Here is a 24,969-nt window from a genome sequence, read left to right as displayed (position 1 = left end):
GTCACGCGTGACGCGTGACACCGGCGCGGAATCGAGCCGATCAGCTGCCCTGGGAGAGGTTTCCGGAGAGGATCGGGATGTTGCTGGCGATGTGCGAGGCCGACTCGTCACCCTTGGCCTGGGTGGAGTTCTCGGCGCACTGCTGGTTCTGCGGGTTGGCGAGGACGTTGACGTCCTGGACGCCGACGTTGGCGATGAGCGCGAGGACGGACTGGGCGTTGACCTTGGCCGGCAGGCCGACGCAGAGCTTGTTGAGCGAGCCCTGGATGGCGCCGAGCTGCGGGCTCATCTTGCCGGACGTCTCCTGGTTGCCGTAGATCTGGGCGGCGTTGTTGCCGTTCACGGTGTTGACGCCGTTGTCATTGCCGATCGCCATCGCCGGGGAGGCGACTGCGGCACCCGCGCCGAGCACTGCGGCGGTGGCGGCTGCGGTGGCCATGAACTTCTTGAACATGTGGAGATCCTTCTGTCGCACTGTCGCATGTGATGGCTGCCCTCGGCGGGACGTGCTGATCAACTGTCGACAGTGCTCGGGGTTATCCCCACTCACCCGTGTGGCCCAATCCCGGATCGAAGCCACCCCCGGCCGTGGCGGCGGGGGCGAGCTCCTCGGGTCCGAGGGTCAGCCGCTCTTGCGGCGGACCTTCTTGTTCTTGCCGCTCGCGGCGCTGCTGGAGCCCTGGACCTTGGCCCGGCTCTGGTGGGCCTGCTGGGACTGGGCGTTCGCGGCGTTGCGCTCCAGGGCCTCCCGGAACTTGCGCTTGGCCGCGTCGGCCGGGGACTCGTCCTGCGGGGTGTCGGTTTCGTCAGCCATCTGTCCTCCTGGGGTGATCAAGCGGTTTCAGTCTGTCAGGTGGCGTCGGTGCTGACCAGCGAGTTCCCCTATGCTCCAAGCGTTGCTTGGAGAGGTCATAAGTTTTGATTATGGGGTCATAAAGAGACACCGGGTGCTGAGTTAGGTTTACCTTCGTTTAGGGTTCCCTTTGATCCACCTTGCCGTCGCTCGAAGGGAACCTCTGCCATGCCTCGCCCTCTGCGGGTAGCAATCGTCGGTGCCGGCCCCGCCGGTATCTACGCCGCCGACGCGCTGCTGAAGTCCGAGGCAGCCGTCGAGCCCGGTGTGTCCATCGACCTCTTCGAGCGGATGCCCGCGCCCTTCGGCCTGATCCGGTACGGCGTCGCCCCCGACCACCCCCGGATCAAGGGCATCATCACCGCCCTTCACCAGGTGCTCGACAAGCCGCAGGTCCGCCTCTTCGGCAACGTCGACTACCCGAACGACATCAGCCTCGACGAGCTGCAGTCCTTCTACGACGCCGTGATCTTCTCCACCGGTGCCACGGCCGACCGCGCGCTGACCATCCCGGGCGTCGAGCTCGACGGCTCCTACGGCGCCGCCGACTTCGTCTCCTGGTACGACGGCCACCCGGACGTCCCGCGCACCTGGCCGCTGGAGGCCGAGAAGGTCGCCGTGCTCGGCGTCGGCAACGTCGCCCTCGACGTCGCGCGCATCCTCGCGAAGACGGCCGACGAGCTGCTGCCGACCGAGATCCCGGCGAACGTCTACGAAGGCCTCAAGGCGAACAAGGCCCTGGAGGTCCACGTCTTCGGCCGCCGCGGTCCGGCGCAGGCCAAGTTCAGCCCCATGGAGCTCCGGGAGCTGGACCACTCGCCCAACATCGAGGTCATCGTCAACCCCGAGGACATCGACTACGACGAGGGCTCGATAGCCACCCGCCGCGCGAACAAGCAGGCCGACATGGTCGCCAAGACCCTGGAGAACTGGGCGATCCGCGACATCGGCGAGCGCCCGCACAAGCTGTTCCTGCACTTCTTCGAGTCGCCCGCCGAGATCCTCGGCGAGGACGGCAAGGTCGTCGGACTGCGCACCGAGCGCACCGAGCTCGACGGCACGGGCAACGTCAAGGGCACCGGCAACTTCACCGACTGGGACATCCGGTCGGTCTACCGGGCCGTGGGCTACCTCTCCGACGAGCTGCCCAAGCTCCCCTGGGACGTCGAGTCGGGCACGGTCCCGGACGAGGGCGGCCGGGTGATCGACGCCGGTGGCCACCTGCAGTCGACCTACGTGACCGGATGGATCCGGCGCGGTCCGGTCGGCCTGATCGGCCACACCAAGGGTGACGCGAACGAGACCGTCGCGAACCTGCTCGCCGACCACGCGGAGGGCCGCCTGAGCGAGCCGGCCGCCCCGGCGCCGGAGGCCGTCGAGGCCTTCCTCGCCGAGCGCAGCGTCCGGTACACCACGTGGGAGGGCTGGCACCGGCTGGACGCGGCCGAGAAGGCCCTCGGTGAGCCCCAGGGCCGCGAGCGGGTGAAGATCGTCGAGCGTGAGGGCATGCTCGAAGCGAGCGGAGCGTAGCAAGGGAGGGCCGGGACCCGTACCGGGGTCCCGGCCCTTCGTGGTCCATGGGGCGAGGGCGCCCTCAGACGCCCCGGTCCCGCTCCAGTACGCCCCGTACGAAGGCCGCCTGCCCGGCGTGCTGCAGGTCGTCGCCGAGCACGCTGACCAGGCGTACCCCGAGGGTGACCGGCGGATCCCAGCGTTCGTCGACCACCCGGTCCAGATCGGCGGCGGCGAGCCCGCGGACGAACCGCGCGGTCCGCTCGTGCACCGCGTCGAAGTACCCCAGCAGCAGCTCGCCCGAGTCGACCCGGACGGTGTAGACGTCCCGCGGCGAGTGACCGTATCCGGTCGACCGGGCGGGCAGCGGGAGGGCGAACCGGTCCGACCAACCCTCGGAGTCCCACACCTGCTCGGTGCCGGCCGCGTCCGCGATGTGGTCGTCCTGTACCCGGGTCAGGTGCCAGACGAGCCAGGTGACCGAGTTCGCCGCCGGGTCCACGCGAGCGTTGAGCAGCTCCGGCGGGACCCCTTCCACGACCTCGTGCACGATCTCCCGGATGCGTCCGAAACCGTCGGCGATGACGTCCGTAGCCTTCATGGATCCACCATGCAAGGCCCGGGGGCCCGACCGCCGCGAGCGACACGCGGAGGTCGGGCCGCCGGGCCGGCGGGTCGGGTGGGCGGGACGGTCGGTCAGCGGGTGGCGTCGGCCTTCTCGGCCTTCGTGGCCGTGTCCGCCTGCTCGGTCGTCGCGGCGGGCTCGGCCACCGTGGGCGCTCCGGCGGCGCCGGCCGCGGCCACGGTGCCGTGCCCGCTCCGCAGGCCGATCCAGCTGATCACCGCGACCAGCGCGAAGGCCACCGCCCCGATGCCGAAGGTGAGGGTGAACCCGGACTCGGCCGGCAGCGGGGGAACGCCCGCCGGCAGGTGCTCGATGGTCTTGGAGGCCAGGATCGTGGTGACGACGGCGCTGCCGATCGCGCTGCCCGTGGACCGGGAGATCGAGTTGATGCCGTTGGCGATGCCGCTCTGGTGGTGCGGGACGCTGGACATGATCACGGCGGGCATGGCGGCGTAGCCGAAGCTCACGGCCGCGCCGACGACGAGCCCGGCGCCGATCACCGAGAGGCTGTGCTGGTGGTCCAGGCCGAGCCAGGCGAAGCCGGCCGCGCCGAGGGCCGCGGCCAGGGCCAGTGCGGTACGCGGACCGCGGTGGCGGACGATCTGGCCGCCCACGGGCGAGGCGAGCAGCGAGACGATGGCGCCGGGCAGCAGGAACTGCACGGAGGCGCGCAGGATGGACGCGTCGAAACCGTAGCCGGTGAGGGCCTCGGGCATCTGGACGAGGTACGAGACGCCGAGGAAGTTCGCGAACATGCCGAAGCCGACGAGGACGCCGGCCAGGTTGGCCATCAGCACGGGGCGGTGGACGAACATCTTCATGTCGACGAGCGGCTCGCGCACCTTGCGCTCGACCAGCACCCAGACGGCGGCCATGACGGCGGCGCCGGCGAAGCTGCCCAGCGTACGGGCGGAGCCCCAGCCCCACTCGTGGCCCTGGGAGATCGGCAGCAGGAGCAGCAGCAGCGCGATGCCGAGGGTCAGCGCGCCGAGGAAGTCGGTACGGCCGCCGGTCTTGTGGCGGGTCGCCGGGACCAGGAGGACGACCGCGAGCAGGGCGAGGAGCGCGAAGCCCGTCGCCATCCAGAAGGCGTTGCGGTAGTCCGCGCCGGAACCGGAGGTGAGCAGCCCGGTCGCGACGAGCGCGAGCCCGCTGCCGAACGCGAGCGTGCCGCTGACCAGGGCCATCGCGCCCGGCAGCTTTTGCGGCCGGACCTCTTCGCGCAGGACCGACAGGGCCAGCGGGAAGATCGCGGTGGCGGCTCCCTGGAGCACCCGGCCCAGGATCAGCAGCGGCAGCGAGGACGCCAGGGCGGCGATGACGGATCCGACGACCATGACGCCGAGCACGGCGACCAGGGTGGGCTTCTTGCCGTGCTGGTCGCCGAACCGGCCGAGCAGCGGGGTGAAGACGGCGGCCGACAGCAAGGTGGCGGTGGTCACCCAGCTCACGTTGGCCGTGGTCGTGCCGAGGTCTTCGCGGATGAGGCCGAGGATCGGGACCGGCAGGGTCTGCATCATCGACACGACCATGGCGGCCAGGCTCAGGGCGAAGACGATGACCGTCTCGTTCCGGTGCCCGGCGGCCGGGGTGGCGGGGGAGTGGGTGCTCATGGCTGGGGTGAACCTTCTTCGTGTTTCGGAGCTGAAGAGCTTCGGAACGCAGATGTTTGACCTTCTCAAGTAACTGGACCGACGGTAGACGTCGATAGTTAAGGTGGTCAAGTAAACAATTGATAATGTGAAGCATCCTGAGTACGCTCCAGGTATGAGCGACACCGCCACGCAGACCCCCACCAAGCTCCAGCTGCTGGAGCTGCTCGCCGCGATCGGCACCGCCCAATGGCGCGAGTTCGCGGCAGCCGCGGCCCAGCACGGCCTGACGTCCACCCAGGCCAGGGTCCTCGCCCAGCTCGACGGTCCCGTCCCCATGCGGGGCCTCGCCACCCTGCTCGTGTGCGACGCCTCCAACGTGACCGGCATCGTCGACCGACTGGAGGCCCGCGAGCTGGTGCGCCGGGAGCCGAACCCGGCCGACCGCCGCGTCAAGAACGTCGTCGCGACGGACGCGGGCCGCGACGTCATCCGCCGGGTGCGCGAGGAGATGCAGGCCATGCACGGCGCGCTGGACACCCTCGACGAGGCCGAGAGCGCGACCCTCTACGCCCTGCTCGGCCGCCTGCGCCCCTCGATGGAAAAGGCCTGATCGCCGTGGGGGCGGCGAGCGGCGCCGGGATCCGGATCCTGCGGGCGGCCGACCGGACCGCCACCGTCTGGAAGAACGGCGGGGGAGTCACCCGGGAGATCGCGGCCTGGCCCGAGGGCGCCGGCATGGACGACTTCGGTTGGCGCGTGAGCCTGGCCGAGGTCGGGGCCGACGGGCCCTTCTCGGCCTTCCCCGGCATCGCGCGCACCCTGACCCTCGCCGAGGGCGCGGGGATGGACCTCACGGTGGCGGGCGTACGCCGGATCGTGGACGAGCGGTTCGCTCCGCAGGACTTCCCCGGGGACGAGCCGACCGACTGCCTGCTCCTCGCCGGCCCCGTCGTGAACTTCAACGTGATGTACCGCAGGGGCGCGGTCGAGGCACGGACCGCCGTCGTACGGGGCGAGCTCGCCCTCACGGTCCCGCCGGGCGACACGCTGCTGGTGGCCGCCCTGGAGGGACCGGCGGTACTCGAACGCCCCGGTGACCGCACGGAACTGCTCCCGTACGACGCGGCCCTGCTGACGGGCCCGCTCGACTGCAGCGTCCGCACGGCCGGCCGTGCGGCCGTCGTGCGCTTCGCCGTGCCCTTGCCGCCCCCCGTTCGCGCCGTAGCGCGGTGAAGTCCTCGAAGGTGTCGGGGCGGAAGCTGGATCACCGTGTCAGGACAGCACGGTGATGGCGGGTCACCCCACGCCGGCAGGGCGGTCTGGGTCGAGTGCCGAGGCGGGTCCCAGGTCGAACTCGCAGATCTCCATGCCCGCGAACGAATCATGGCCTTGGGCGAGTTGAAGCCATACGCGGGGCGCCTCCTCGTCATCGAGATGAATCCAGAGGTTGTCGGCCTGAGCGGCAGGAGCGGTCCGCAGGTAGGTGCAGGTCATGCGGCACCCGCACCAGCCGTGGAAGCGCAGACGCACCAGAGCCTGGGCCAGTGCGGGCTCACCCTCGGCGACCAGCGCCGCGTCGAGAAAGGACACGAGCGCGGGGTAGACATCCGCGAGCAGCGGCGGTTCGGTCTCGCTCACTCGATCAGGCTAGCCGTCCCGGCGCCCTCCAAGAAGGTCGGCGCCGGTGATCCGGAAGAGACGGCCTGGCGGGCGCCGGCACGGGTGCCCAGTTTGATCCATTTCGCGGTGCTGGGCACGCCCTTGGCGTCGAGCAGGAAGAGCATGTAGTAGCCGGGCGGGGCGTCGGCCGCGCTCGGCGGCGTACGGAGCCCGATCGTGGAGCCGTGGACGCCGGTGATCCGCAGGTCCAGGTGGCGCTGGCTGGTGTTCACCGAGTGGGTGACGGTCGTCGGCGCCAGCAGCACGGCGCGTCTGACGTCCTTCGCCGTCGAGCTCGTGACCTGGAAGGTCGTGTCGTGGGCGAGGTCGCCCCGCGGGGCCCGGTCGAGCGCCGGGCGGGCGCCCCGGTGCAGGTAGGCGGGCTCGTAGAGCTCGATGCTGCCGTCCATCCCGTCCTTGATGTCGGGATCGTTGGCGATCTGCTGGAGTTCGTCACCGGTGACCATCATCCGGCCGTCCGGCAGGACCAGGGCGTTGGAATGGTAGCCGCGGGGCAGCCGCTGGGCCGGGCCCAGCTTCCAGTGGCCGTGCGCGTCGCGCAGTTCGATCTGCCGGTACTTCGGATCGGCCTTCGGGTTGAACGGCCCGTTGCCGTAGTTCCGGGTGTCCAGGGCGCCGTTCACCGTGATCAGGGTCCCGTCGGGCAGGATCAGGGTGCCGTCCTGGGTGCGGCCGAAGGCCCGTGGCTCCTCGATGCTCCAACGGCCGCCGGACAACCGGTACGTGAGCGGGTCGCGCGGGTCTCCGCCGAGCACCAGGACGGAGTCCGGGCCCCGGAACCCGGCCGGCAGCGGGACGGCCGAGCCGTAGCCCCGGAAGTCGGCCGGCCGCCGGGGCAGGTCCGTGCGGGTGTCCGTCACCGGGTCGAACAGCCACTGCTGGTCGGCGTCGCGGCCGAGTCCGTAGATCTTCCCGTCCCGCAGCGAGAAGAGGTGCGGATAGTCGTTGCGGAAGGGGGCCTGGGACCGGAGCCGTTCCGCGGGGACGTTCGCCGGGATGTCGTACGAACGCCAGGGCACGCGCCGCCCGAGCGCGGGGAAGCGCTCCACCACCGGGGTGGGGGTGCCCGTACCGCGCTCGGACTGGCCGGACATGATGATCTGGCGGCCGTCCGGCCCGGTCACCACCGAGGGGTACCAACGGCCCACCGCCATGTCGCGGTTGCGGAACCACTTCTCGGTCCACGGGTCGAACACGAAGGACAGCTTCGCGCCGCTGCCGCCCTTCCCGCCGACGTTGCCGCCGAACACCCCCACCATTCCGTTGGGGAGATAGGAATGACCGGCGCAGAAGAACGGCGCCGGGCGCGGGGCGTAGGCGCCGTCGGGCATCAACACCACCGGTGGCGGCACGTTCTTGAAGGCCTTGGCCCCGGTCCCTCGGGCGGGGTCCCAGAGGTAGGCGCGGCCCGCGTTGGTGCGGCCGACCGTGTCGGTGGGCCCGGTCTCCTTGGTGGGGTCGGCCTCCACGCGCTCGAAGGAGAAGAGCAACACCTTGCCGGTCGGCAGCTGGGCCACGTGGACGCCGAAGTCGGGGGAGGGGAAGAACTCGGTGAACCGGCCGAACCGGGCCGCGTCGAACTTCGCGTTGCCCTTGTACTGGGACTCCCGCAGCGCGGCCAGGCTCGACGTGCGCTTCGCCTGCGGGTAGCTCTGATTGCCCTGGGCCGCCTCGCGCAGCCGCGCGTGCGCGCGGGCGTGGTCCTCGCCGAGCACCCCCGCCTCGTCACCGGTGTGGTGGGCCGCGGCGAAGGCCGGGGCGGATCCTGCCACGGCGACGGCCAGCGCGCCGGCGAGCGCGCCGGCGAGCGCCAGTGCCGACAGGGCGGTGGAGCGTGGTCGAGGTGCGCGGGACGGGCGTGGTGCGCGGGACATGGGACTCCTCACCGCAGGAGGGCCCCGGTGGCGCCCGGTGCCCTGGTGGCCGGCGCACCGGTCGGCTCCAGAACCCGCTGATTGCCTGAAGGACCTCGCCGATATTAGGAAAAATCGGAAGGGGTGCCCGGTGCGACGCGTTGCTCCCGGCCACCTGGGGCCATTCAGCGGAGAGGTTTGGGTAGATTTATCGTTTCTGCGGTGATGGGCTGCGGCCATAGAGGTGAGACCGCGTGCCCGTCGGCCGATCCGGGCGGGTGCGGACCGCTATCCATGGCGGTGTGATCAAGTCCTTCCGCACCGGATTCACCGCAGCCGCCGTGACCGCGGCCCTCGTCGCGCTCACCCCCGCCGCCGGGGCCTCGTCCTCGGCGCCCGCGGCCCCCACCGACCAGGTGACCGTGGACGTCGACTCCGTGAACGGATCGGGCTGCCGTCCCGGCAGTGCCGCCGTCGCCGTGTCGCCGGACAACTCGGCCTTCACCGTCACCTACAGCGAGTACCTGGCCCAGGCCGGCGGCGGTGTCTCCGCCGTCGAGGGCCGCAAGAACTGCCTCCTCTCCCTCGACGTCCACGTCCCCCAGGGCTACACCTACGCCGTGGCCAAGGTGGACTACCGCGGCTTCGGCAGCCTCGCGCCGGGCGCGGTCGGCACGCAGAAGGCGAGCTACTACTTCCAGGGCATGAGCCAGACCGCGCAGCGCACCCACAAGTTCAACGGCGAACTCGTCGACAACTGGCAGGCGACCGACACCACGGGCATCGAGGCCCTGGTCTTCGCGCCCTGCGGCGAGCAGCGCAACTTCAACATCAACACCGAGCTGCGCGCGGAAGTGGGTACCTCGGACCCGTCGCACACCAGCTTCATGGCGCTCGACTCGACGGACGGCAGCATCAACAGCGTGTACCACTTCTCCTGGAAGCAGTGCCCGGTCCGGCGCTGATCCGGGGGCCCGTTCCCCCGTCGCGGGGGCCCACCGCCGGTGGGCCCCCGCGACGTGTCCGGTGCCGGGTCAGGCCGACGCGCGGCGCACCAGAGCCGTCGCGGTGATCACCGGATCGGGCGTGGTCCGCCCGTGCGGAGCGCCGTCCGGTCCGCCGTTAAGGCGGCCCATCAACAGCCGCGCCATCAGCCGGCCCATGCCCTCGATGTCCTGGCGTACGGTCGTCAGCGGCGGATCGGCGCTCTCCGCCACCGGTTCGGCGTCGTCGAAGCCGACCAGCGCCACGTCCCCGGGCACCGTCCGGCCGCTCTCCCGCAGTACGCGCAGCGCGCCGGTCGCCATCAGGTCGTTCCCGGCGAAGACGGCGTCGATCCCGGCGTCCCGGTCCAGCAGTTCCGCCATCGCGCGGGCCCCGCCCGCCGGGGTGAAGTCCCCCTCGGCGAACAGCTCCGGGCCCGCCGCCGCCAGTGCGTCGCGGTAGCCGCTCAGCCGGTCGGCCGCCGAGGTCTGGTCGAGCGGGCCGGCGATGTGCGCGATCCGCCTGCGCCCCTGCGCCAGCAGGTAGCGCACCGCCTCCCGCGCACCCCCGCGGTTGTCTGCGTCGACGTAGGCCACGCCCTCGCCCTCTCCGGTCCCGGTGGTCCAGCCGGGCCGGCCCCCGAAGACGGTGGGCATGCCGATGCGGCGGGTGATGGCGGGCAGCGGGTCGTCGGTGTGCAGGGAGAAGGCGAGGGCGCCGTCGACGTGGCCGCCCGCCAGGTACCGCTCGATCCGGTCGTAGTCACCTCGGTCCTCGACCAGCAGCAGGACGAGCTGGGTGTCGTGCGCGGTCAACTCCTTGGCGATGCCGCGGACCTGGCGCGAGAAGAACGGGTCCGAGAAGATCCGGATCTCCGGCTCGGCGATGATCACCGCGACGGCCCCGGTGCGCCGGGTGACGAGGGTACGGGCCGCGTGGTTGGGGACGTACCCCAGCTCGCGGATCGCCGTACGCACCCGGTCCACCAGATGCGCCCGGACTCCGTCGCCGCCGTTGACCACGCGGGACGCGGTCGCCCGGGACACCCCGGCATGCTCGGCGACGGCCTCCAGGGTGGGGCGGCTGCCGGGACTCGGCTCGGTCACGGATGCTCCTCCACGGTGTCCACGGGCGATGGCCTCGACGGGCAGCAGGGTAACCGGTGATCGCCCCCGGTCGCTGCCTCGTAGGCGGGTTACGGCCGGGTCGCGGCCCGCTCCAGCAGGTCCCGGAGTACGCGCTGCTCCTCCGGGGCGAGGCCGGCCAGTGGGGAGTCCACCGCGAGGAGCGCGAGCAGGCGTTCGCGCAGTGCGGTGCCCCCGTCGGTGAGGACGAGCTGCTTCGCGCGGCGATCGGTGGGGTGCGGGTGACGCTCGATCAGGCTCTGCTTCTCCAGCTTGTCGACGACGAACGTGGTGTTGGAGGGCTCGCAGCTCATGCGTTCGGCGAGCTCCCGCATGGTCATCGGCCCGCTCATCTCCCGCAGCGCGGTCGCCTGGGACGCGGTCAGGCCCAGGGTGGCGGCTCGCTCCCGTACGTGCTCCGCGATGCGCTGGGCCAGCCCGTTCACCAGACCGCACAGCTGTCGCTCGGCGATGGCCTGCAGCTCCGGGGGCGTCGTCATACCACCACCCTAGCAAGTCCGTGAAGCCAGAATAATTACAACTTGAATGATTCAAACTTGATGCTTATGGTGGCGTCGTCGCCGCAGCCAACCGTGGCGACCTGATGGCACATCACAGGAGAGCACCCATGGCCGACTTGACGGCGATCCAGCACGAACGACTGCGCCGACCGGCGGGAATCCGCTCGATACGGCTGGGCGACACCACGGTGTCGTACGTGCCGGACGGTGACGTCCGACTCCGCCCGCTGCCGTTGCTCCCGGACAGCACCGACGAGGTGTGGGCCGCGCATCCGGAGTACCTGGACCCCGAAGGCCACCTGGTGGGGAGTGTCGGCGGCCTGCTCGTCGAGCACGGGGGCCGCGCCCTGCTGATCGACGCGGGCTTCGGCCCGCAGGAGCACGCCGCCCCGGACGGCCCGCTCGCCACGATCCGGGGCGGCTCGCTGGTACGCAGCCTGGCCGAACTCGGTCGCCGGCCCGAGGACATCGAAGCGGTGGCCTTCACCCACCTCCACGCCGACCACCTCGGCTGGGCCTGCCACCGCGAGCCCGGCGACGTGCGGCCGGTGTTCGCCCACGCCGAGTACCTGATCTCCCAGCTCGAATGGGAGGGGCGCGACCTGCTCGTGGCCCAGGGCATGTCCGAGCAGGTCGCGGCCCTGGCGCCGCACGTGCGCACGATCACGGACGGTCAGGAGATCTTCCCCGGCGTCCGGGTACGGATCACCCCCGGCCACACCGTCGGGCACGCCGAGTACGTGATCACCGGCGGCGGGCGCCGTCTGATCGCCTTCGGGGACGCCGTGCACTCGCCGCTCCAGATCGACCACCCGGCATGGTCCTCGGGCTTCGACCACGACGGCGCCCTGACCGCCGACCACCGCCACCGCCTCCTCGCCGAGCTGGCGGAGCCCGACACCATCGGCTTCGGCGTCCACTTCGCCGACGTGGTGTTCGGGCGCGTCCACGGGGACGGGGACGGCCCGGCCTGGCGCCCCCTGGACGGGTGAACCGGAGGTCGGGCGGCGCCCGGGACACGGGACGTCGACGGCCCCCCGGGCAGGTTCACGGCGAGAGCGGGTTCGACCCCGCAGGGACGGCCTCCTCGGGAGCGACCGGCCCGGGAGCGGTGCCCTCGCCGAAGGGACGGCCGCCCAGCGCCGCCCGGTCGTGCGGTGCGAGCCAGCCCGACAGGTCCGGTCCGGCGGGCACGATGCCGGTCGGGTTGATGTCCTCGTGGACCAGGTAGTAGTGACGCTTGATGTGGTCGAAGTCCACGGTGTCGCCGAAGCCGGGGGTCTGGAACAGGTCGCGGGCGTAGGCCCAGAGCACCGGCATCTCCGACAACTTCTGCCGGTTGCACTTGAAGTGGCCGTGGTAGACGGCGTCGAAGCGTACGAGGGTGGTGAACAGTCGCACGTCCGCCTCGGTGATGGTGTCGCCGACCAGGTAACGGAATGCCCCGAGCCGCTCCGTGAGCCGGTCGAGGCGGGCGAAGAGCTGTTCGTACGCCGAGGTGTAGGACTCCTGGGACCCGGCGAAACCCGCGCGGTAGACGCCGTTGTTCACCTCCTTGTAGACGACCTCGTTCACGGCGTCGATCTCCGCCCGCAGCTCGGGCGGGTAGAGCGCCGGGGCCCCCTCGCGGTGGTAGGCCGCCCACTCCAGCGACATGTCGATCGTGAGCCGCGCGAAGTCGTTGGTCACCACCTTGCCGGTCGTCACGTCGACGACGGCCGGAACCGTGATGCCCCGGTCGTAGTCGGGGTCGAGGGCGAGGTAGGCCTCCTGAAGCCGCTCGATGCCGAGGACCGGGTCGCGACCCCCGGGATCGAGGTCGAACCGCCAGCTCCGCTCGTCGTGCGTCGGACCCGCCACCGCCATCGGGAGCGCCTCCTCCAACCCGAGGAGCCGGCGTACGACCACGGCACGGCTCGCCCAGGGGCACGCCCGGCTGACCACCAGCCGGTAGCGGCCCGGCTCGACGGCGAAGCCCTCGCGTCCGTCGGCGGTGATCCGGGTGGTGATGTACCGGCTGTCGCGCGCGTAGGCGTCGCCCCGGTGCACATAGCTCACGTCAGGCCTGCCTTCCCTGTGCCTCACGGAGGCGGTGGTCCTCCACCGTGCCGATCAGGACACGGACGGTGACATCGGCATGTCCTTCGCAGGAGCGCCTACCCGGCACGTCGCCCGGCACGCCCCTGCGGGGTCAGAGTTCGGGCAGGAACGGGAGGTAGTCCGAATGGGGGCCGGAGGGGATCACCGCGTAGCTGCTCTCGGGGAGCTCGTTCCACACGCCGGGCAGGTCACCGAGCGGCTCGGAGACCACGAGCCGGGTCTCGTCCGAGACCTCCCGGAGGTAGGGGAGCTCCGGATGGAGGTGGCGGACGGTCTCGGCCCGGCTGCTGTAGTACAGGGACCGGGACTTCCCCTGGCTGGAGTAGCGGAAGGCCCAGACGCGCTCGCCGTCACTGACCGCCACCGTCATCTGGAGCGGCTCGGGCACGCCGTGCTCCTTGCCCAGGCGCTCCACCAGCCCCGCCATCCTGGCCACCGCACCCGGGGGGTCCTGGTCGAGGCCGAACGTGACCGCCAGGTAGAACATCACCTCGGAGTCCGTGGACCCCTCGATGCACGGGAAGAGCGCCGGATCGACGGCCATGCAGAGGTCACGCTGCAGCCGGTGGAAGTCCGCGATCGCGCCGTTGTGCATCCACAGCCAGCGGCCGTGGCGGAACGGGTGGCAGTTGGACTGCTGGATCGCGGAGCCCGTCGAGGCGCGGACGTGTGCGAAGAACAGCGGCGAGCGGACGTGCGCGGCGAGTTCCTGCAGGTTGCGGCTGTTCCAGGCGGGGCCGACGTCCCGGAAGACCGCCGGTGTGCCGTCGCCGTCGGCGCTGTACCAGCCGATGCCGAAACCGTCGCCGTTGGTCGGTTCCGCGCCCATCCGGGAGCGGAGGCTCTGGTTGATCAGCGAGTGCTCCGCGCGGTAGAGCACGGTGTCGAGAAGCATGGGCGAACCCGAGTAGGCGAGCCACCGACACATGCGCACCATCCCCTTCGCGACCTGCTCCGAGCCTAACCCCACCGACGTCACGGTTCCCGCGGGACAGGCCGGCCGGGGAGGGGGTCGAGGCAGGCAGGGGGGCGGCAGGGCCGGATCAGGAGAAGAGCCAGCGCGTCTGGCTGTACCCACCCTTGCCGAAGCCGAAGGCCGTGCTCGGGCGCACCGCGAAGACCACCGCCTCGCCCGCGTCGGGATTCACGAAGACGCCGTCGCCGATGTCGAAGTGCCACTCGGTGCCGTATTTCGCCTCCCAGGCGGCGGCGAGCCGGCGCAGTCGCTCGGGATCCGTGACCCGGGCCGCCACACCCTCGACGACCAGGTCGAATCCCTCGTGCAGGGTGTTGGTCCCGGTGGTGAGGACGACGTGCGCGTTCCCGCAGAGGTTCTTGGCCTTGCGTTCCTCGGGTCCGGTGCAGAAGTGCAGTGCGCCGTCCGCCCACACGCCGATCAGCGGGGTGACGTGCGGCCGCGCGTCGGGGCGTACGGTCGTCAGCCAGTACAGCTCCGCCGCGGCCAGCCGGGTGACGGCCTCCCGCCAGGGCACGGCCTTCGCCCGCTCGTCGCTGTAGCGCGCGTCCAGCTCGGCGCGGGGTTCCTCGTCGGCCATGGGCTGTCCTCCTGCTGCGGCTCCTGCTGCGGCTCCCGCCGGGGCCTCCTGCGGCGGCCTCGTGCGCGGTCGGTCACCAGCCTGTCGCGCGCCGCGCCGGCCGTCCACCGGGCCGTCCGGCCGTCCACCGGGCCGGGGCCCGGCGTCGTCCCCGCGGAGCCCCGCGGAGCCCCGCGGAGCCCCGCGGGGACGATGCCACCGGCCGTCAGTGACCGAAGTCGAACCAGTTGACGTTCACGAAGTCGGCCGGCTGGCCGCTGGCGAAGGTCAGGTACACGTCGTGGGTGCCCGTGACGGCCGCGATGTTCGCCGGCACCGTGCGCCAGCTCTGCCAGCCGCCGGTGGAAGCGACCGAGAAGCTGCCGATCGGAGCCGAGGTCGGGTTGTCGAGCCGGACCTCGACCAGGCCGCTGACCCCTCCGGCCGCCCCGCTCGCCACGCGTCCGTAGAACTGCCGGGCCGGCGTGGAACCGAAGTCGACGCCCCGGAAGAGAGCCCGGTCGCCGTTGCCGATGGACGCGAGGTTCTGACCGCCGCCGCTGTCGCCGGTGCTCTCCACGGACAGGCCCGACTGGCCGTCGTAGGACTCGGCCTGGATCGCCGTGTACGCGTCGCGCTGACCGGGCGGGGTGGTCGGAGGCGTGGTCGGCGGTGTCGTCGGAGGCGTGGTCGGCGGGGTGGTGGGCGGTGTGGTGCCTCCGGTCGACCGGAGGACGGACACGTAGTCGACGACCATCGCGTGCCCGGGCTGGGTGCCCGCGTCCGGGCCGCCGCCGAAGGCGTCCGGGAATCCGCCGCCCATGGCGACGTTCAGGATGATGAAGTAGCCGTGGTTCGTGGCATCGGTCCAGGTCGCCGCGTCGACCTGATCGGCGCGCACCGTATGGAAGTTGAACTCGTCGACGTAGAAGCGCATCTCCTCGACCGCGGTCGAGCGGTCCCACTCGACGGCGTACGTGTGGAAGCCGGCCTGGCACGTGGCACCGGGGCAGGCCCGCTGCCCGCCGATCCCGGAGGTCTCGTTGCAGGGCCCGCCGGGGCTCGTGCCGCAATGCAGGGTGGCCCAGACGTTGTCGAGGCCTTGGACGTTCTCCAGGATGTCGATCTCGCCGATGCCCGGCCAGTTCCACCAGTTGCCGCGGTAGGGGGCGCCGAGCATCCAGAAGGCCGGCCAGTAGCCCTTGGCGGCCGGGCCCGTCACGTTCGGCATCTGGATGCGGGCCTCCGACCGGAGCTTGCCGCCCGCCGGGGGCTCGAAGTCGGCCCGCCGGGTCTCGATCCGACCGGACGTCCAGTTGCCGGCGGCGTCCCGGCGCGGGGTGATGCGCAGGTTGCCCGCGCCGTCGAGGGAGACGTTGGAGGGGTCGGCGGTCATCGTCTCGATCTCGCCGGTACCGAAGTGGGCGGGGCCGCCGGGGTAGGAGGTGCCGGTGGTGTACTGCCAGTCGGCGGTGTTCACCCCGGAGCCGGCGGCTCCGTCGAAGTCGTCCAGGAACACCCGGGACCAGCCGGTCGGGGTGGGGGGAGCCGCGGCGCTCGCGGGCAGGATCACGGCCGCGGCGGCCGCCGCGGCCACGGTGATCGTGCTGAGCGCGACTACCACGGCCCGCCGGACCGTCGGACGCTTCCTGCCGGATATCTCGTGCATGGATGCCCTCTCTCAAGCGCGCCGAGGCGCGGTGCGAGGGGAAGGGTCAATGGATCGGCACTTCTGAGAGCGCTCTCAGAACGGCGCCGCTGGACACTGTCCTCCGCGCCCTCGCGGGCCGTCAAGAGATTGAACCGGCAAAGCCCTTATGGGCAAGGGGAGTTCAAACAGTGAACGCGGGAGCCCCGATCGACACCAAGGCCACCGGCCGTGGCCCGTACCGCCGCCGTCCGAGGACGGCCGGCGGTCGGGCACTCACCCGTACGGACCAACTCGCCGTACGTCACACCGGCGGACCGAGTACCTCCTCGGCGCCCGGCAGGTCATGGACGGAGGCAGCCGTACCGGTCAGCGGCAGCAGACCGGCCAACGGGCACGGCACGGGCATCTCGTGGTCGACCTCCCACTGCCCGACCGTGTTCCCGCCCGCGTGGTCCATGGTGCAGACGGCGTACAGGTTGCCGGCGCAGCCTCGGCACAGCAGCGCCCGGTGGCCGGTCACCACGGTCGGTCCGGAGTGCCGCGCGGGACACGCTCTTGTAGCGTCGGTCGCGACAGGACTCCCGGTGTTCCCACCGGAGTCCGCCGGCCGGTTCGCTCACGCGGAACACGTCCCGTCAGCGCGCCGAGCCACCCGTGTGCCGCCCGCGCCGGAGCCGAGCCGGTCCGCCCCTCGCGAAGCGACCGGGCGCACGCGCAGCCCCCGTGAGAGAGGCCGTGCCGATGTCGAAGGATGCCCCGATAGCGAGCCTGCTGCGTGTGGAGCGGGGAATCGCCGCCCCTGAGGAACTGGCCGCGATCGCGGTCGTCGTCGCGTGTTACGCCGGGCGGACCTCCGGCGGCGAGAAGGCCGGCGCCGCCGAGCCCGGCCGCCGACGTACCGCCGTGGCGGCCGCCGGCTGCTGGGCAGGGTGCTGGGCCTGCCGCTGAACCCCTTCCGCCGGCCGCACGCACGGCCGGCGGAAGCGGGGGCGAGGTTCTCACGCCCGGCGCAACACCGTCGAGAGGACCTCGCGCAGCGTCGCCGCGGCATCGGCCACGGCTCCCTCCGAGCGCCAGGCCACGAATCCGTCCGGCCGTACGAGCACGGCGCCTTCGGGGCTCATCGCGTGGACCTCGGTCCAGTCGGAGCGGCCCTCCTGGACCAGGTCCACGTCCGACCCGGAGCCGATGGTGTAGGCGTCCATCCGCAGCGGCAGTTGCTCGGCCACCCGCTTCGCGGCCGCCTGCCACGGCGTCCCCGCACCGCTCAGCAGCACGAACGAGCGCTCGTAGAGGTCCAGGGTTGAGATCCGCTCACCCGCCCGGGTCACCCACATGTGCGGGGCCCGGGTCCCGGTCTCGCCGACCAGGCGCAGGTTCTCCGGGATGACGGGCCGTCCGGGCTCGCCGCCGATGAGCGCGCCCGCCGGGTAGCAGTAGCCCATGGCGGTGGTCAGGACCCCGCTGCCCGGCCCGCCGCCCATGGTGGGCGGCGGCGCGTACCCCGGGTGGCTGTGTTCGGCCGAACGGGCCGACGCCCGCTCACTGGTGGCCCTGGCCACGGGCAGCCGCTCGGCCTCGTAGCTGTCGAGCAGCTCGATGCCGGCCGAGCCGTCCAGTACCGCGGCGATCTTCCACGCCAGGTTGTGCGCGTCCTGGATGCCCGTGTTCGAGCCGAACGCCCCGGTGGGGGACATCTCGTGGGCCGCGTCCCCGGCCAGGAACACCCGACCGGACGAATACCGCTGTGCCACCCGTTCGGCCGCGTGCCACGGCGCCTTTCCGCCGATCTGCACGTCCAGGTCGGGTACGCCGATCGCGTCGCGGATCTGATCCACGCACCGCTCGTCGGTGAAGTCCTCCAGGGTCTCGCCCTGCTCCGGGTGCCACGGGGCGTGGAAGACCCACTGGGTCTTGTTGTCCACGGGCAGCAGTGCCCCGTCCGCTCCCGGGCGCACCAGGTAGCAGACGATGAAGCGCAGGTCGCCCAGCACCTCGACGAGCTTCTCCGAGCGGAAGGTGACGCTCACGTTGTGGAACAGCTCGCCGTTACCCGTCTGGGGGATCCGCAGCTGTTCCCTGACGGGACTGCGCGGCCCGTCCGCGGCGATCAGGAAGTCGGCGCGCACCGTGATGTGCTCGCCCGTCTCCCGGTCCTTCACCACGGCGTTCACCCCGGTGGCGTCCTGGTCGAAGCTCATCAGCTCGGTGGCGAACCGGACGTCGGCGCCCAGGTCACGGCTCTGTTCGGCCAGCACGGGCTCGATGTTGTTCTGGCTGCACAGGCACCAGCCCGTCGGGCTGAAGCGGGCCAGTGCCCCGGCCGGGTCGATCGACTTGACCAGCCAGTTGTGGTCGCCGTCGGTCAGTGACCGGGCCTGCAGAATGCCCTGATTTCCCTCCAGTACGGACGCCGCCCGGCGGATCGCGCGCTCCGCCCCTGCCGTGCGGAACAGCTCCATCGTCCGGGCGTTGATGCCACGGCCCCGCGGGTGTGCGGAGGTGCCGGAGTGCTTCTCGACCAGCAGGTGCCTCACTCCGTGGCGGCTCAGGAAAAGCGAGGTGGACAGGCCCACGAGGGAGCCGCCCACGACGAGAACCGGTACGCGAACATCGGCGTTGTCTTCCATCAGCTGCGGGCTCCTGTTTTCTGTGTGGGGGAGTGGAGTCTTTATGCCCCCGATCCTGGATGAGGCCCAGTTGATTCGCCGGTTGTCACCCGCTTGATCCGGACATGTAGCGGTACGTCCCCACCCGGATGACGATGAGCGACAGCGGCTCCCCCTGAGACGCGCCGGCCTGCCGTTCCCCACCGAGGCGGCCGCCGGCCCGGGCGGACGCCACCGGTGACGGACGAGGGGTCCGTACGCGATGGATCTCCACCCCCTCATGAAGGAGTGAGTAGATGACAACCACCCTGTCCGAACGGGTGTCGCAGTCAGCCTTCGACGGCTCCATGCTCCGGGTCGTCCTGCTGATGGATCTCCACGAGGGGACCCAGCAGCAGTTCTTCGAGGCGTACGAACAGCTCCGCCACGACATCGCGTCGGTTCCGGGCCACATCAGCGACCAGCTGTGCCAGTCCTTCGAGAATCCCTCCCAATGGCTCATCACCAGCGAGTGGGAGAGTGCCCCGCAGTACCTCGCATGGGTCAACAGCGAACATCACGCCGAACAGGTGAAGCCGCTCGGCGCGTGCGCCCGCGCGATGCGCCCGCTCAAGTTCACCGTCCTGCGCGAGACCGGCCGCGGCTACGGCAAGGCGGACCGCCCCGCCGCCGTGCGCCTGCAGAAGACCCCCCGGCTGGGCGCGGGCATCGTGCGCCACGCCCTCACGTTCACCGTCAAGCCGGGCAGCGAGAAGGAGGTCGCCTCCATCCTCTCCAGCTACACCTCGCCACAAGCCCGGGTCGACGACCACACCCGGCTCTGCCGGACCTCGCTGTTCATGTACGGCAACCGCGTCGTGCGCACGGTGGAGGTCCAGGGCGACCTGATGGCGGCCCTGCGCCACGTCTCCGAGCAGCCCGGGGTCCGGGCGGCGGAGGAGGCACTCAACCCGCACCTGGAGAAGGACCGGAACCTGAACGACCCGGAGTCCGCCCGCATGTTCTTCATGCGTGCCGCGCTCCCGGCGGTCCACCACATCGCCGCACCCGAGCCCGAGTCCCCCGAGGTGCAGCGGCACGCGCTCTTCTACCCGGCCAAGCCCGGCTGCGGGGCCGCGCTCGCCAAGTTCCTCGCCCGACAGGACGAGGAGGCCGCACGGAACCCGGGCAGCCCCGTTCGGAGCAGCAGCATCTTCCAGCGTGACGACATCGTCGTCCGGCTCATCGACGTCCGCGGCCCGTTCGACGCCGAGCCCGACACCACCTTCGGCGTATCGGGACCGCGCAAGGCGGCGGTGCTCGACCGGCTGACGGCCCGGGCCGGCAGGCGGGTCCGAGCCACCGGCCACACCATGGACCTGATCACGGACCGCCGGGCACCCGCCGACTCCTGATCCTCCCCGGCCCGGCCGGTCCGACCGGCGCAACAGGCCTTCCCGGCGCATCCGGTCGGTCCGGTCGGTCCGGTCCGTCCGGCCCGGCCGGCCCACCCGGGCCCGTTCCACCCACTCGCCCCATCCCCGATCCCCAGCCATCCGCACCCAGGCTCTCCCCACACGCAGGAGGAACCCGCCATGACCCAACAGCGCCCACGCATCGTGGACCTCAGCGAGACGCCCCCCAACCGCCGGCGCGGCGGAGACCTGAGGGCGGTGCTCACCCCGACCTCCGTGGGTTCCACGAGCGGCTTCATGGGCCTGGCGATCATGGCCCCCGGTGAGTCGATCGCCGAGCACTACCACCCGTACTCCGAGGAGTTCGTGTACGTGGTCAGCGGCCGCCTGGAGGTCGACCTCGACGGCGAGGCCCACCCGCTGCGCACCGACCAGGGACTCCTGGTTCCGCTGAACGTGCGCCACCGCTTCCGCAACGTCGGGGACACCGAGGCCCGCATGGTCTTCCACCTCGGCCCGCTGGCCCCGCGCCCCGAACTCGGCCACGTGGACACCGAGCAGGCCCCGCACCCGGAGGGCACCGCGTGGGAGCAGCCCCCGGACCGTTCGGGAGTGGTCTCGTGACCCGCCGACGGGTGGCCGTCACCGGTGTCGGTGTCGTCGCGCCCGGTGGGATCGGCGTCCGCGACTTCTGGGACCTGCTCTCCAACGGCCGTACGGCGACCCGCGGGATCAGCCTCTTCGACCCGGCCGGGTTCCGCTCCCGGATAGCCGCCGAGGTCGACTTCGACCCCGCCGCGCACGGCCTCGAACCGGGCGAGGCGGAGCAGGCCGACCGCTACATCCAGTTCGCCCTGGTCGCCGCCCGCGAGGCGGTGAAGGACGCGGGACTCGACCTCACCACGGACGAGGCCTGGCGGACCGGGGTCTCCCTCGGCACGGCCGTCGGCGGCACCACCCGACTGGAGCACGACTACGTGGCCGTCAGCCAGTCCGGCTCCTGGTGGGACGTGGACCACAAGCGGGCCGGCCCGTTCCTGCACCGGGCGTTCACCCCCGCCACCCTCGCCTCCGCCGTCGCGGAGCAGACGGGTGCGCGGGGCCCGGTCCAGACGGTCTCCACCGGCTGCACCTCCGGGCTCGACGCCATCGGGTACGCCGTCCACTCCATCGCGGAGGGCCGCATGGACGTCTGCATCGCGGGCGCCTCCGACTCACCCATATCGCCCATCACGGTGGCCTGTTTCGACGCCATCAAGGCGACCTCGCCGAACAACGACGACCCGGCCCACGCCTCCCGGCCGTTCGACGCCGACCGGGACGGGTTCGTCCTCGGCGAGGGCGGTGCCGTCCTCGTACTCGAAGAGCTGGAACACGCCCGCGCCCGCGGTGCGACCGTCTACTGCGAGATCGGCGGCTACGCCACCTTCGGCAACGCCCACCACATGACCGGGCTGACCGCCGAGGGCCTGGAGATGGCCCGGGCCATCGAAACCGCCCTCGCCGAGGCCGGCGTCGCCGCCGACGAGATCGACTACGTCAACGCCCACGGCTCCGGCACCAAGCAGAACGACCGCCACGAAACCGCGGCGGTCAAGCGGGTCCTGGGCGACCACGCCTACAAGACGCCGATGACCTCCATCAAATCCATGGTGGGGCACTCCCTCGGCGCGATCGGCGCCATCGAACTCGCGGCCTGCGTCCTCGCCATGACCCACCAGGTGGTACCGCCGACCGCGAACTACGAGACGCCCGACCCCGAGTGCGACCTGGACTACGTCCCCCGAGTCGCCCGCGGTCGCAAGCTGCGCAGCGTGCTCTCGGTGGGCAGCGGCTTCGGCGGATTCCAGTCCGCCGTGGTCATGACCCGGCCGAAGGAGGTGGTCTCGTGACCAGCCGTACGGTCATCACGGGCATCGGAGTCGTCGCGCCCAACGGCGTCGGCGCCGACGCCTTCTGGAAGGCGACCCAGTCCGGTGCGAGCGTGCTGGACCGGGTCACCCGGGCCGGCTGCGAGCACCTGCCGCTGCGGGTGGCGGGCGAGGTCCGGGGCTTCGACCCCGGCGCGATGGTCGAGGACCGCTTCCTCGTCCAGACCGACCGCTTCACCCACCACGCGCTCGCCGCGGCGGACCTCGCCCTGGAGGACGCCCGGCTCGGCCGGGCCGACTACGAGGGCGACCCCTTCTCCGTGGGCGTCGTCACCGCCGCCGGATCCGGCGGCGGCGAGTTCGGCCAGCGCGAACTGCAGCACCTGTGGGAACAGGGGCCGCGCTTCGTGGGTCCGTACCAGTCGATCGCCTGGTTCTACGCGGCGAGCACCGGCCAGATCTCCATCCGGCGCGGGCTGAAGGGCCCTTGCGGGGTCGTGTGCAGCGACGAGGCGGGCGGACTGGACGCCTTCGCGCACGCCGTCCGCGGGATCCGCCAGGGCAGCCGGGCCATGCTGGTCGGGGCCACGGAAGCGCCGCTGGCGCCGTACTCCATCGTCTGCCAGCTGGAGTACGAGGGGCTCAGCACCCAGGACGATCCCGAGCGCGCCTACCGGCCGTTCACCGACAAGGCCTGCGGGTTCGTCCCCGCCGAGGGCGGCGCGATGTTCGTCGTCGAGGACGAGGCCGAGGCCCGGCGCCGCGGCGCCACCGTACGGGCCGTCGTCGCCGGCCACGGCGCGACCTTCACCGGCACCCGGCGACGGGACCCGGCCGGCGAGGGGCTGGCCCACGCCATCCGCGGCGCCCTGCGGGAAGCCGGCTGCGCGCCCGAAGAGATCGACGTGGTCTTCGCCGACGCCGTCGGGACCCCGGAGGCCGACGCGGCCGAGGCGGCCGCCCTCGCCGACGCCCTCGGCGCGTACGGGCGGAAGGTGCCGGTCACGGCGCCCAAGTCCGGTACCGGCAGGGCGTACTGCGCCGCTCCCGCCCTCGACACCGCGGCCGCGGTGCTGTCCCTGGAGCATGGCATCGTCCCGCCGACCCCGAACGTCTTCGACGTGTGCCACGACCTCGACGTGGTGACGGGCAGCGCCCGCACCGCGGAGCTGCGCACCGCGCTGGTGCTCAGTCGCGGCCGGATGGGGTCGAACTCCGCGCTCGTCGTCCGCAAGGGCTCGTAGGAAGAAGGGAGAACCGGCGCGGGCGGGCCCTGCCCACCCACGCCGACCGCTGCAAGACCCCCGGGGAATTCTGGAATTCCTCGACCTCGTCAACCACAGTCTGATGACCGGAGCCCGATATGCCTGGACACACCGAGAACGAGATCACCGTCAACGCGCCGGTGGACGTCGTATGGGAGATGACCAACGATCTCCCCAGCTGGCCGCACCTGTTCAGCGAGTACGCCTCCCTCGAGATCCTCGAGGAGCAGGGCGACACCACCCGCTTCCGCCTGACCATGCACCCCGACGAGAACGGCAAGGTGTGGAGCTGGGTCTCGGAGCGGACCGTCGACCGCAAGGGCCTCACCGTCCGCGCCCGGCGGGTGGAGACCGGCCCGTTCGCGCACATGGACATCCACTGGCAGTACTTCAAGGTGCCCGGCGGCACCCGGATGAAGTGGACGCAGGACTTCGCGATGAAGCCGGACGCCCCCGTCGACGACGCGTGGATGACGGACAACATCAACCGCAACTCCCCGATCCAGATGGCGCTCATCCGGGACAAGATCGAGAAGCGTCAGCGTGAGGGCCACGCCCCCGCCGTCAGCCGAGTCTGAGACGAAAGGCACGCACGGATGAACCAGCCGCACCGCGCTCTCATCGTCGCCCGGATGGCGCCGGGATCGGCGCCGGACATCGCCGAGCTCTTCGCGGGCTCGGACGCGGGTGAACTCCCGCACCTGGTAGGGGTCACGCGCCGCAGCCTGTTCCAGTTCGGCGACGTCTACCTGCACCTGATCGAGTCGGACCGGCCGCCCGGCCCGGCCATCGCGAAGGTCACCGAACACCCGGAGTTCCGGGACCTCAGCGACCGGCTGACCGCCTACATCAGCCCGCACAACCCGGACACCTGGCGCAGTCCGAAGGACGCCATGGCCCACGAGTTCTACCGCTGGGAGCACCCCGGCGCGAAGTGACCCGCGGCCCGGACGGGACCCGCACACCGAGGTGTGCGGGTCCCGCCGCGCTTCGCCCGAGGACCGGCCGGGCCACGCGTTCCCGTACGGAGCAAAGAGCAGGAGGAGCGGCATGAAGGCGACCGACAGCGACCACTTCCCGACCGATCCGGCGCGTCCGCACGACGGCGCCGCGGCCCGCGGATCCCTGCACGTGCTCGTCCTGTCCGGGTCCTCCCGGAGCGGGTCGGTCAACGTCCGACTCGGCTCGCTGGTCGCGGGGCTGGTGACCCGGGCCGGCGCCACCGCGGAGGCCGTCACCCTCGGCGACTTCCCGATGCCCCCGTACGACGGCGACGCGGAGGCCGACGAGGGGCTGCCCGAAGGCGCCCTCGCCCTGCGTGAGCGCATCGGGGCCGCGCAGGCGCTGATCATCGCCTCGCCCGAGTACAACGCCTCGGTGCCGGGTGTCCTGAAGAACGCCATCGACTGGGTCTCGCGCTACCGTCCGCAGCCCTTCAAGGACAAGCAGACCCTGCTGGTGTCGGCCTCGCCCTCGATGGTCGGCGGCAACCGTGGGCTCTGGGCCCTGCGGGTACCGCTGGAACACCTCGGCGCGCGCGTCTACCCGGACATGTTCAGCCTGGCCGGCGCGCACCACGCGTTCACCGAGGACGGAGCCCTCACCGACCCCGGCCTCGCCGAGCGGCTCACCGCTACGATCGGCTCCTTCCTCGACCTCGTCGAGGCCGACACCCGTTACCTGTGCCTGCAGCGCCGCTGGTACGAGTTCCTGGGCGACCGCACCGACGCTCCCGTGACCTCACGCGCCCAGGACTGATCATCATCGGCCACGGGGGGTGAGCTATGTTGGAGCGCG

27 protein-coding genes are annotated in these 24,969 nt (G+C 71.6%); 13 read left to right on the top strand and 14 right to left on the bottom strand.

The window, feature by feature from the left end; translation table 11 throughout:
- Nucleotides 1-40: 40 nt before the first annotated feature.
- Nucleotides 41-454, bottom strand: a complete 414-nt coding sequence (locus BCL76_RS26075) for a rodlin (RefSeq protein ID WP_109781822.1) — start codon at nt 452-454, stop codon at nt 41-43.
- A gap of 168 nt (nt 455-622) precedes the next feature.
- Nucleotides 623-814, bottom strand: a complete 192-nt coding sequence (locus BCL76_RS26070) for a DUF5302 domain-containing protein (RefSeq protein ID WP_109781821.1) — start codon at nt 812-814, stop codon at nt 623-625.
- A 207-nt stretch (nt 815-1,021) separates the two neighbouring features.
- Here BCL76_RS26070 and BCL76_RS26065 point away from each other — a divergent pair, with 207 nt between their 5' ends.
- On the top strand, nt 1,022-2,383 hold the full coding sequence (locus BCL76_RS26065) for an FAD-dependent oxidoreductase (protein ID WP_109781820.1): 1,362 nt from the start codon (nt 1,022-1,024) through the stop codon (nt 2,381-2,383).
- A gap of 64 nt (nt 2,384-2,447) precedes the next feature.
- Here the strand turns inward: BCL76_RS26065 and BCL76_RS26060 are convergent, their stop codons facing one another.
- Together BCL76_RS26060 and BCL76_RS26055 are read right to left on the bottom strand one after the other, a co-directional pair.
- Complete coding sequence (locus BCL76_RS26060) at nt 2,448-2,966, bottom strand: mycothiol transferase (protein WP_109781819.1); 519 nt, start codon at nt 2,964-2,966, stop codon at nt 2,448-2,450.
- A gap of 95 nt (nt 2,967-3,061) precedes the next feature.
- A complete protein-coding gene (locus BCL76_RS26055; protein WP_109781818.1) occupies nt 3,062-4,603 on the bottom strand; it encodes an MFS transporter in 1,542 nt (513 codons plus the stop codon).
- 154 nt (nt 4,604-4,757) lie between these two features.
- On the opposite strand from BCL76_RS26055, the gene BCL76_RS26050 reads away from it, so the two are divergent.
- Complete coding sequence (locus BCL76_RS26050) at nt 4,758-5,195, top strand: MarR family winged helix-turn-helix transcriptional regulator (RefSeq protein WP_109781817.1); 438 nt, start codon at nt 4,758-4,760, stop codon at nt 5,193-5,195.
- Between the two features lie 5 nt (nt 5,196-5,200).
- A complete protein-coding gene (locus tag BCL76_RS26045; protein WP_109781816.1) occupies nt 5,201-5,818 on the top strand; it encodes a HutD/Ves family protein in 618 nt (205 codons plus the stop codon).
- Between the two features lie 63 nt (nt 5,819-5,881).
- Here the strand turns inward: BCL76_RS26045 and BCL76_RS26040 are convergent, their stop codons facing one another.
- Together BCL76_RS26040 and BCL76_RS26035 are read right to left on the bottom strand one after the other, a co-directional pair.
- On the bottom strand, nt 5,882-6,223 hold the full coding sequence (locus tag BCL76_RS26040; protein ID WP_109781815.1) for a hypothetical protein: 342 nt from the start codon (nt 6,221-6,223) through the stop codon (nt 5,882-5,884).
- Nucleotides 6,220-8,139, bottom strand: a complete 1,920-nt coding sequence (locus BCL76_RS26035; RefSeq protein WP_109781814.1) for a glyoxal oxidase — start codon at nt 8,137-8,139, stop codon at nt 6,220-6,222. The genes BCL76_RS26040 and BCL76_RS26035 overlap by 4 nt, the downstream gene beginning before the upstream one ends.
- Before the next feature lie 281 nt (nt 8,140-8,420).
- On the opposite strand from BCL76_RS26035, the gene BCL76_RS26030 reads away from it, so the two are divergent.
- Nucleotides 8,421-9,083 carry a DUF4360 domain-containing protein gene (locus BCL76_RS26030; RefSeq protein WP_258309907.1) on the top strand — a complete coding sequence of 221 codons (663 nt, stop codon included), beginning with the start codon at nt 8,421-8,423 and terminating at the stop codon, nt 9,081-9,083.
- Nucleotides 9,084-9,152: 69 nt separating this feature from the next.
- Here BCL76_RS26030 and BCL76_RS26025 read toward each other — a convergent pair whose 3' ends face one another.
- Together BCL76_RS26025 and BCL76_RS26020 are read right to left on the bottom strand one after the other, a co-directional pair.
- Complete coding sequence (locus BCL76_RS26025) at nt 9,153-10,208, bottom strand: LacI family DNA-binding transcriptional regulator (RefSeq protein ID WP_109781813.1); 1,056 nt, start codon at nt 10,206-10,208, stop codon at nt 9,153-9,155.
- Nucleotides 10,209-10,297: 89 nt separating this feature from the next.
- Nucleotides 10,298-10,726 (bottom strand): MarR family winged helix-turn-helix transcriptional regulator, encoded by a 429-nt coding sequence (locus BCL76_RS26020; protein ID WP_109781812.1) that lies wholly within the window; start codon nt 10,724-10,726, stop codon nt 10,298-10,300.
- Nucleotides 10,727-10,854: 128 nt separating this feature from the next.
- Here BCL76_RS26020 and BCL76_RS26015 point away from each other — a divergent pair, with 128 nt between their 5' ends.
- The gene (locus BCL76_RS26015; RefSeq protein ID WP_109781811.1) at nt 10,855-11,739 is read left to right on the top strand and encodes an MBL fold metallo-hydrolase; all 885 of its coding nucleotides are present in this window, start codon (nt 10,855-10,857) and stop codon (nt 11,737-11,739) included.
- A gap of 55 nt (nt 11,740-11,794) precedes the next feature.
- Here BCL76_RS26015 and BCL76_RS26010 read toward each other — a convergent pair whose 3' ends face one another.
- The 5 genes from BCL76_RS26010 to BCL76_RS25990 all read right to left on the bottom strand — a co-directional run bounded on the left by BCL76_RS26010 (nt 11,795) and on the right by BCL76_RS25990 (nt 16,556).
- On the bottom strand, nt 11,795-12,805 hold the full coding sequence (locus tag BCL76_RS26010) for a glutathione S-transferase family protein (RefSeq protein ID WP_181382734.1): 1,011 nt from the start codon (nt 12,803-12,805) through the stop codon (nt 11,795-11,797).
- A 133-nt stretch (nt 12,806-12,938) separates the two neighbouring features.
- Nucleotides 12,939-13,775 (bottom strand): class II glutamine amidotransferase, encoded by an 837-nt coding sequence (locus BCL76_RS26005; RefSeq protein WP_109781997.1) that lies wholly within the window; start codon nt 13,773-13,775, stop codon nt 12,939-12,941.
- A gap of 115 nt (nt 13,776-13,890) precedes the next feature.
- Complete coding sequence (locus BCL76_RS26000; RefSeq protein ID WP_109781810.1) at nt 13,891-14,403, bottom strand: pyridoxamine 5'-phosphate oxidase family protein; 513 nt, start codon at nt 14,401-14,403, stop codon at nt 13,891-13,893.
- 205 nt (nt 14,404-14,608) lie between these two features.
- Nucleotides 14,609-16,051 carry a glycoside hydrolase family 16 protein gene (locus tag BCL76_RS25995; protein WP_109781809.1) on the bottom strand — a complete coding sequence of 481 codons (1,443 nt, stop codon included), beginning with the start codon at nt 16,049-16,051 and terminating at the stop codon, nt 14,609-14,611.
- A gap of 283 nt (nt 16,052-16,334) precedes the next feature.
- Nucleotides 16,335-16,556 (bottom strand): hypothetical protein, encoded by a 222-nt coding sequence (locus BCL76_RS25990; protein WP_030758647.1) that lies wholly within the window; start codon nt 16,554-16,556, stop codon nt 16,335-16,337.
- Between the two features lie 218 nt (nt 16,557-16,774).
- Between BCL76_RS25990 and BCL76_RS25985 the strand changes: the two genes are divergently transcribed.
- Nucleotides 16,775-16,981 (top strand): acyl-CoA carboxylase epsilon subunit, encoded by a 207-nt coding sequence (locus BCL76_RS25985; RefSeq protein ID WP_146228427.1) that lies wholly within the window; start codon nt 16,775-16,777, stop codon nt 16,979-16,981.
- Nucleotides 16,982-17,031: 50 nt separating this feature from the next.
- On the opposite strand, the gene BCL76_RS25980 is transcribed toward BCL76_RS25985, so the two are convergent.
- Nucleotides 17,032-18,663, bottom strand: coding sequence for an FAD-dependent oxidoreductase (locus tag BCL76_RS25980; protein ID WP_109781806.1), 1,632 nt, complete (start codon nt 18,661-18,663; stop codon nt 17,032-17,034).
- Between the two features lie 275 nt (nt 18,664-18,938).
- Between BCL76_RS25980 and BCL76_RS25975 the strand changes: the two genes are divergently transcribed.
- From BCL76_RS25975 to BCL76_RS25945, 7 genes are all read left to right on the top strand, one after another.
- The gene (locus BCL76_RS25975) at nt 18,939-20,036 is read left to right on the top strand and encodes a SchA/CurD-like domain-containing protein (protein WP_109781805.1); all 1,098 of its coding nucleotides are present in this window, start codon (nt 18,939-18,941) and stop codon (nt 20,034-20,036) included.
- A 180-nt stretch (nt 20,037-20,216) separates the two neighbouring features.
- Entirely contained in the window at nt 20,217-20,660 is a 444-nt protein-coding gene (locus tag BCL76_RS25970; protein WP_030758653.1) for a cupin domain-containing protein, read from the top strand.
- The gene (locus tag BCL76_RS25965) at nt 20,657-21,928 is read left to right on the top strand and encodes a beta-ketoacyl-[acyl-carrier-protein] synthase family protein (RefSeq protein WP_109781804.1); all 1,272 of its coding nucleotides are present in this window, start codon (nt 20,657-20,659) and stop codon (nt 21,926-21,928) included. The genes BCL76_RS25970 and BCL76_RS25965 overlap by 4 nt, the downstream gene beginning before the upstream one ends.
- Nucleotides 21,925-23,151, top strand: a complete 1,227-nt coding sequence (locus tag BCL76_RS25960) for a beta-ketoacyl synthase N-terminal-like domain-containing protein (protein ID WP_109781803.1) — start codon at nt 21,925-21,927, stop codon at nt 23,149-23,151. Before BCL76_RS25965 ends, BCL76_RS25960 begins: the two co-directional genes overlap by 4 nt.
- Before the next feature lie 119 nt (nt 23,152-23,270).
- Nucleotides 23,271-23,750 (top strand): SRPBCC family protein, encoded by a 480-nt coding sequence (locus tag BCL76_RS25955; RefSeq protein WP_030758659.1) that lies wholly within the window; start codon nt 23,271-23,273, stop codon nt 23,748-23,750.
- An 18-nt stretch (nt 23,751-23,768) separates the two neighbouring features.
- Complete coding sequence (locus BCL76_RS25950) at nt 23,769-24,110, top strand: TcmI family type II polyketide cyclase (RefSeq protein ID WP_109781802.1); 342 nt, start codon at nt 23,769-23,771, stop codon at nt 24,108-24,110.
- 187 nt (nt 24,111-24,297) lie between these two features.
- Complete coding sequence (locus tag BCL76_RS25945; protein ID WP_109781996.1) at nt 24,298-24,930, top strand: NADPH-dependent FMN reductase; 633 nt, start codon at nt 24,298-24,300, stop codon at nt 24,928-24,930.
- The last annotated feature ends 39 nt before the right edge of the window (nt 24,931-24,969 follow it).

This window comes from Streptomyces sp. CG 926, assembly GCF_003148825.1.
Taxonomy (GTDB): domain Bacteria; phylum Actinomycetota; class Actinomycetes; order Streptomycetales; family Streptomycetaceae; genus Streptomyces.
The sequence above is the reverse complement of the archived record's forward strand: the minus strand, read 5'-3'. Positions and strand labels throughout refer to the sequence as shown.

Coding starts and splice junctions, on each gene's coding strand:
- BCL76_RS26075 (WP_109781822.1), bottom strand. CDS start 454: ATGTTCAAGAAGTTCATGGCCACCGCAGCCGCCACCGCCGCAGTGCTC.
- BCL76_RS26070 (WP_109781821.1), bottom strand. CDS start 814: ATGGCTGACGAAACCGACACCCCGCAGGACGAGTCCCCGGCCGACGCG.
- BCL76_RS26065 (WP_109781820.1), top strand. CDS start 1,022: ATGCCTCGCCCTCTGCGGGTAGCAATCGTCGGTGCCGGCCCCGCCGGT.
- BCL76_RS26060 (WP_109781819.1), bottom strand. CDS start 2,966: ATGAAGGCTACGGACGTCATCGCCGACGGTTTCGGACGCATCCGGGAG.
- BCL76_RS26055 (WP_109781818.1), bottom strand. CDS start 4,603: ATGAGCACCCACTCCCCCGCCACCCCGGCCGCCGGGCACCGGAACGAG.
- BCL76_RS26050 (WP_109781817.1), top strand. CDS start 4,758: ATGAGCGACACCGCCACGCAGACCCCCACCAAGCTCCAGCTGCTGGAG.
- BCL76_RS26035 (WP_109781814.1), bottom strand. CDS start 8,139: ATGTCCCGCGCACCACGCCCGTCCCGCGCACCTCGACCACGCTCCACC.
- BCL76_RS26020 (WP_109781812.1), bottom strand. CDS start 10,726: ATGACGACGCCCCCGGAGCTGCAGGCCATCGCCGAGCGACAGCTGTGC.
- BCL76_RS26015 (WP_109781811.1), top strand. CDS start 10,855: ATGGCCGACTTGACGGCGATCCAGCACGAACGACTGCGCCGACCGGCG.
- BCL76_RS26005 (WP_109781997.1), bottom strand. CDS start 13,775: ATGTGTCGGTGGCTCGCCTACTCGGGTTCGCCCATGCTTCTCGACACC.
- BCL76_RS26000 (WP_109781810.1), bottom strand. CDS start 14,403: ATGGCCGACGAGGAACCCCGCGCCGAGCTGGACGCGCGCTACAGCGAC.
- BCL76_RS25995 (WP_109781809.1), bottom strand. CDS start 16,051: ATGCACGAGATATCCGGCAGGAAGCGTCCGACGGTCCGGCGGGCCGTG.
- BCL76_RS25985 (WP_146228427.1), top strand. CDS start 16,775: ATGTCGAAGGATGCCCCGATAGCGAGCCTGCTGCGTGTGGAGCGGGGA.
- BCL76_RS25980 (WP_109781806.1), bottom strand. CDS start 18,663: ATGGAAGACAACGCCGATGTTCGCGTACCGGTTCTCGTCGTGGGCGGC.
- BCL76_RS25975 (WP_109781805.1), top strand. CDS start 18,939: ATGACAACCACCCTGTCCGAACGGGTGTCGCAGTCAGCCTTCGACGGC.
- BCL76_RS25970 (WP_030758653.1), top strand. CDS start 20,217: ATGACCCAACAGCGCCCACGCATCGTGGACCTCAGCGAGACGCCCCCC.
- BCL76_RS25955 (WP_030758659.1), top strand. CDS start 23,271: ATGCCTGGACACACCGAGAACGAGATCACCGTCAACGCGCCGGTGGAC.
- BCL76_RS25950 (WP_109781802.1), top strand. CDS start 23,769: ATGAACCAGCCGCACCGCGCTCTCATCGTCGCCCGGATGGCGCCGGGA.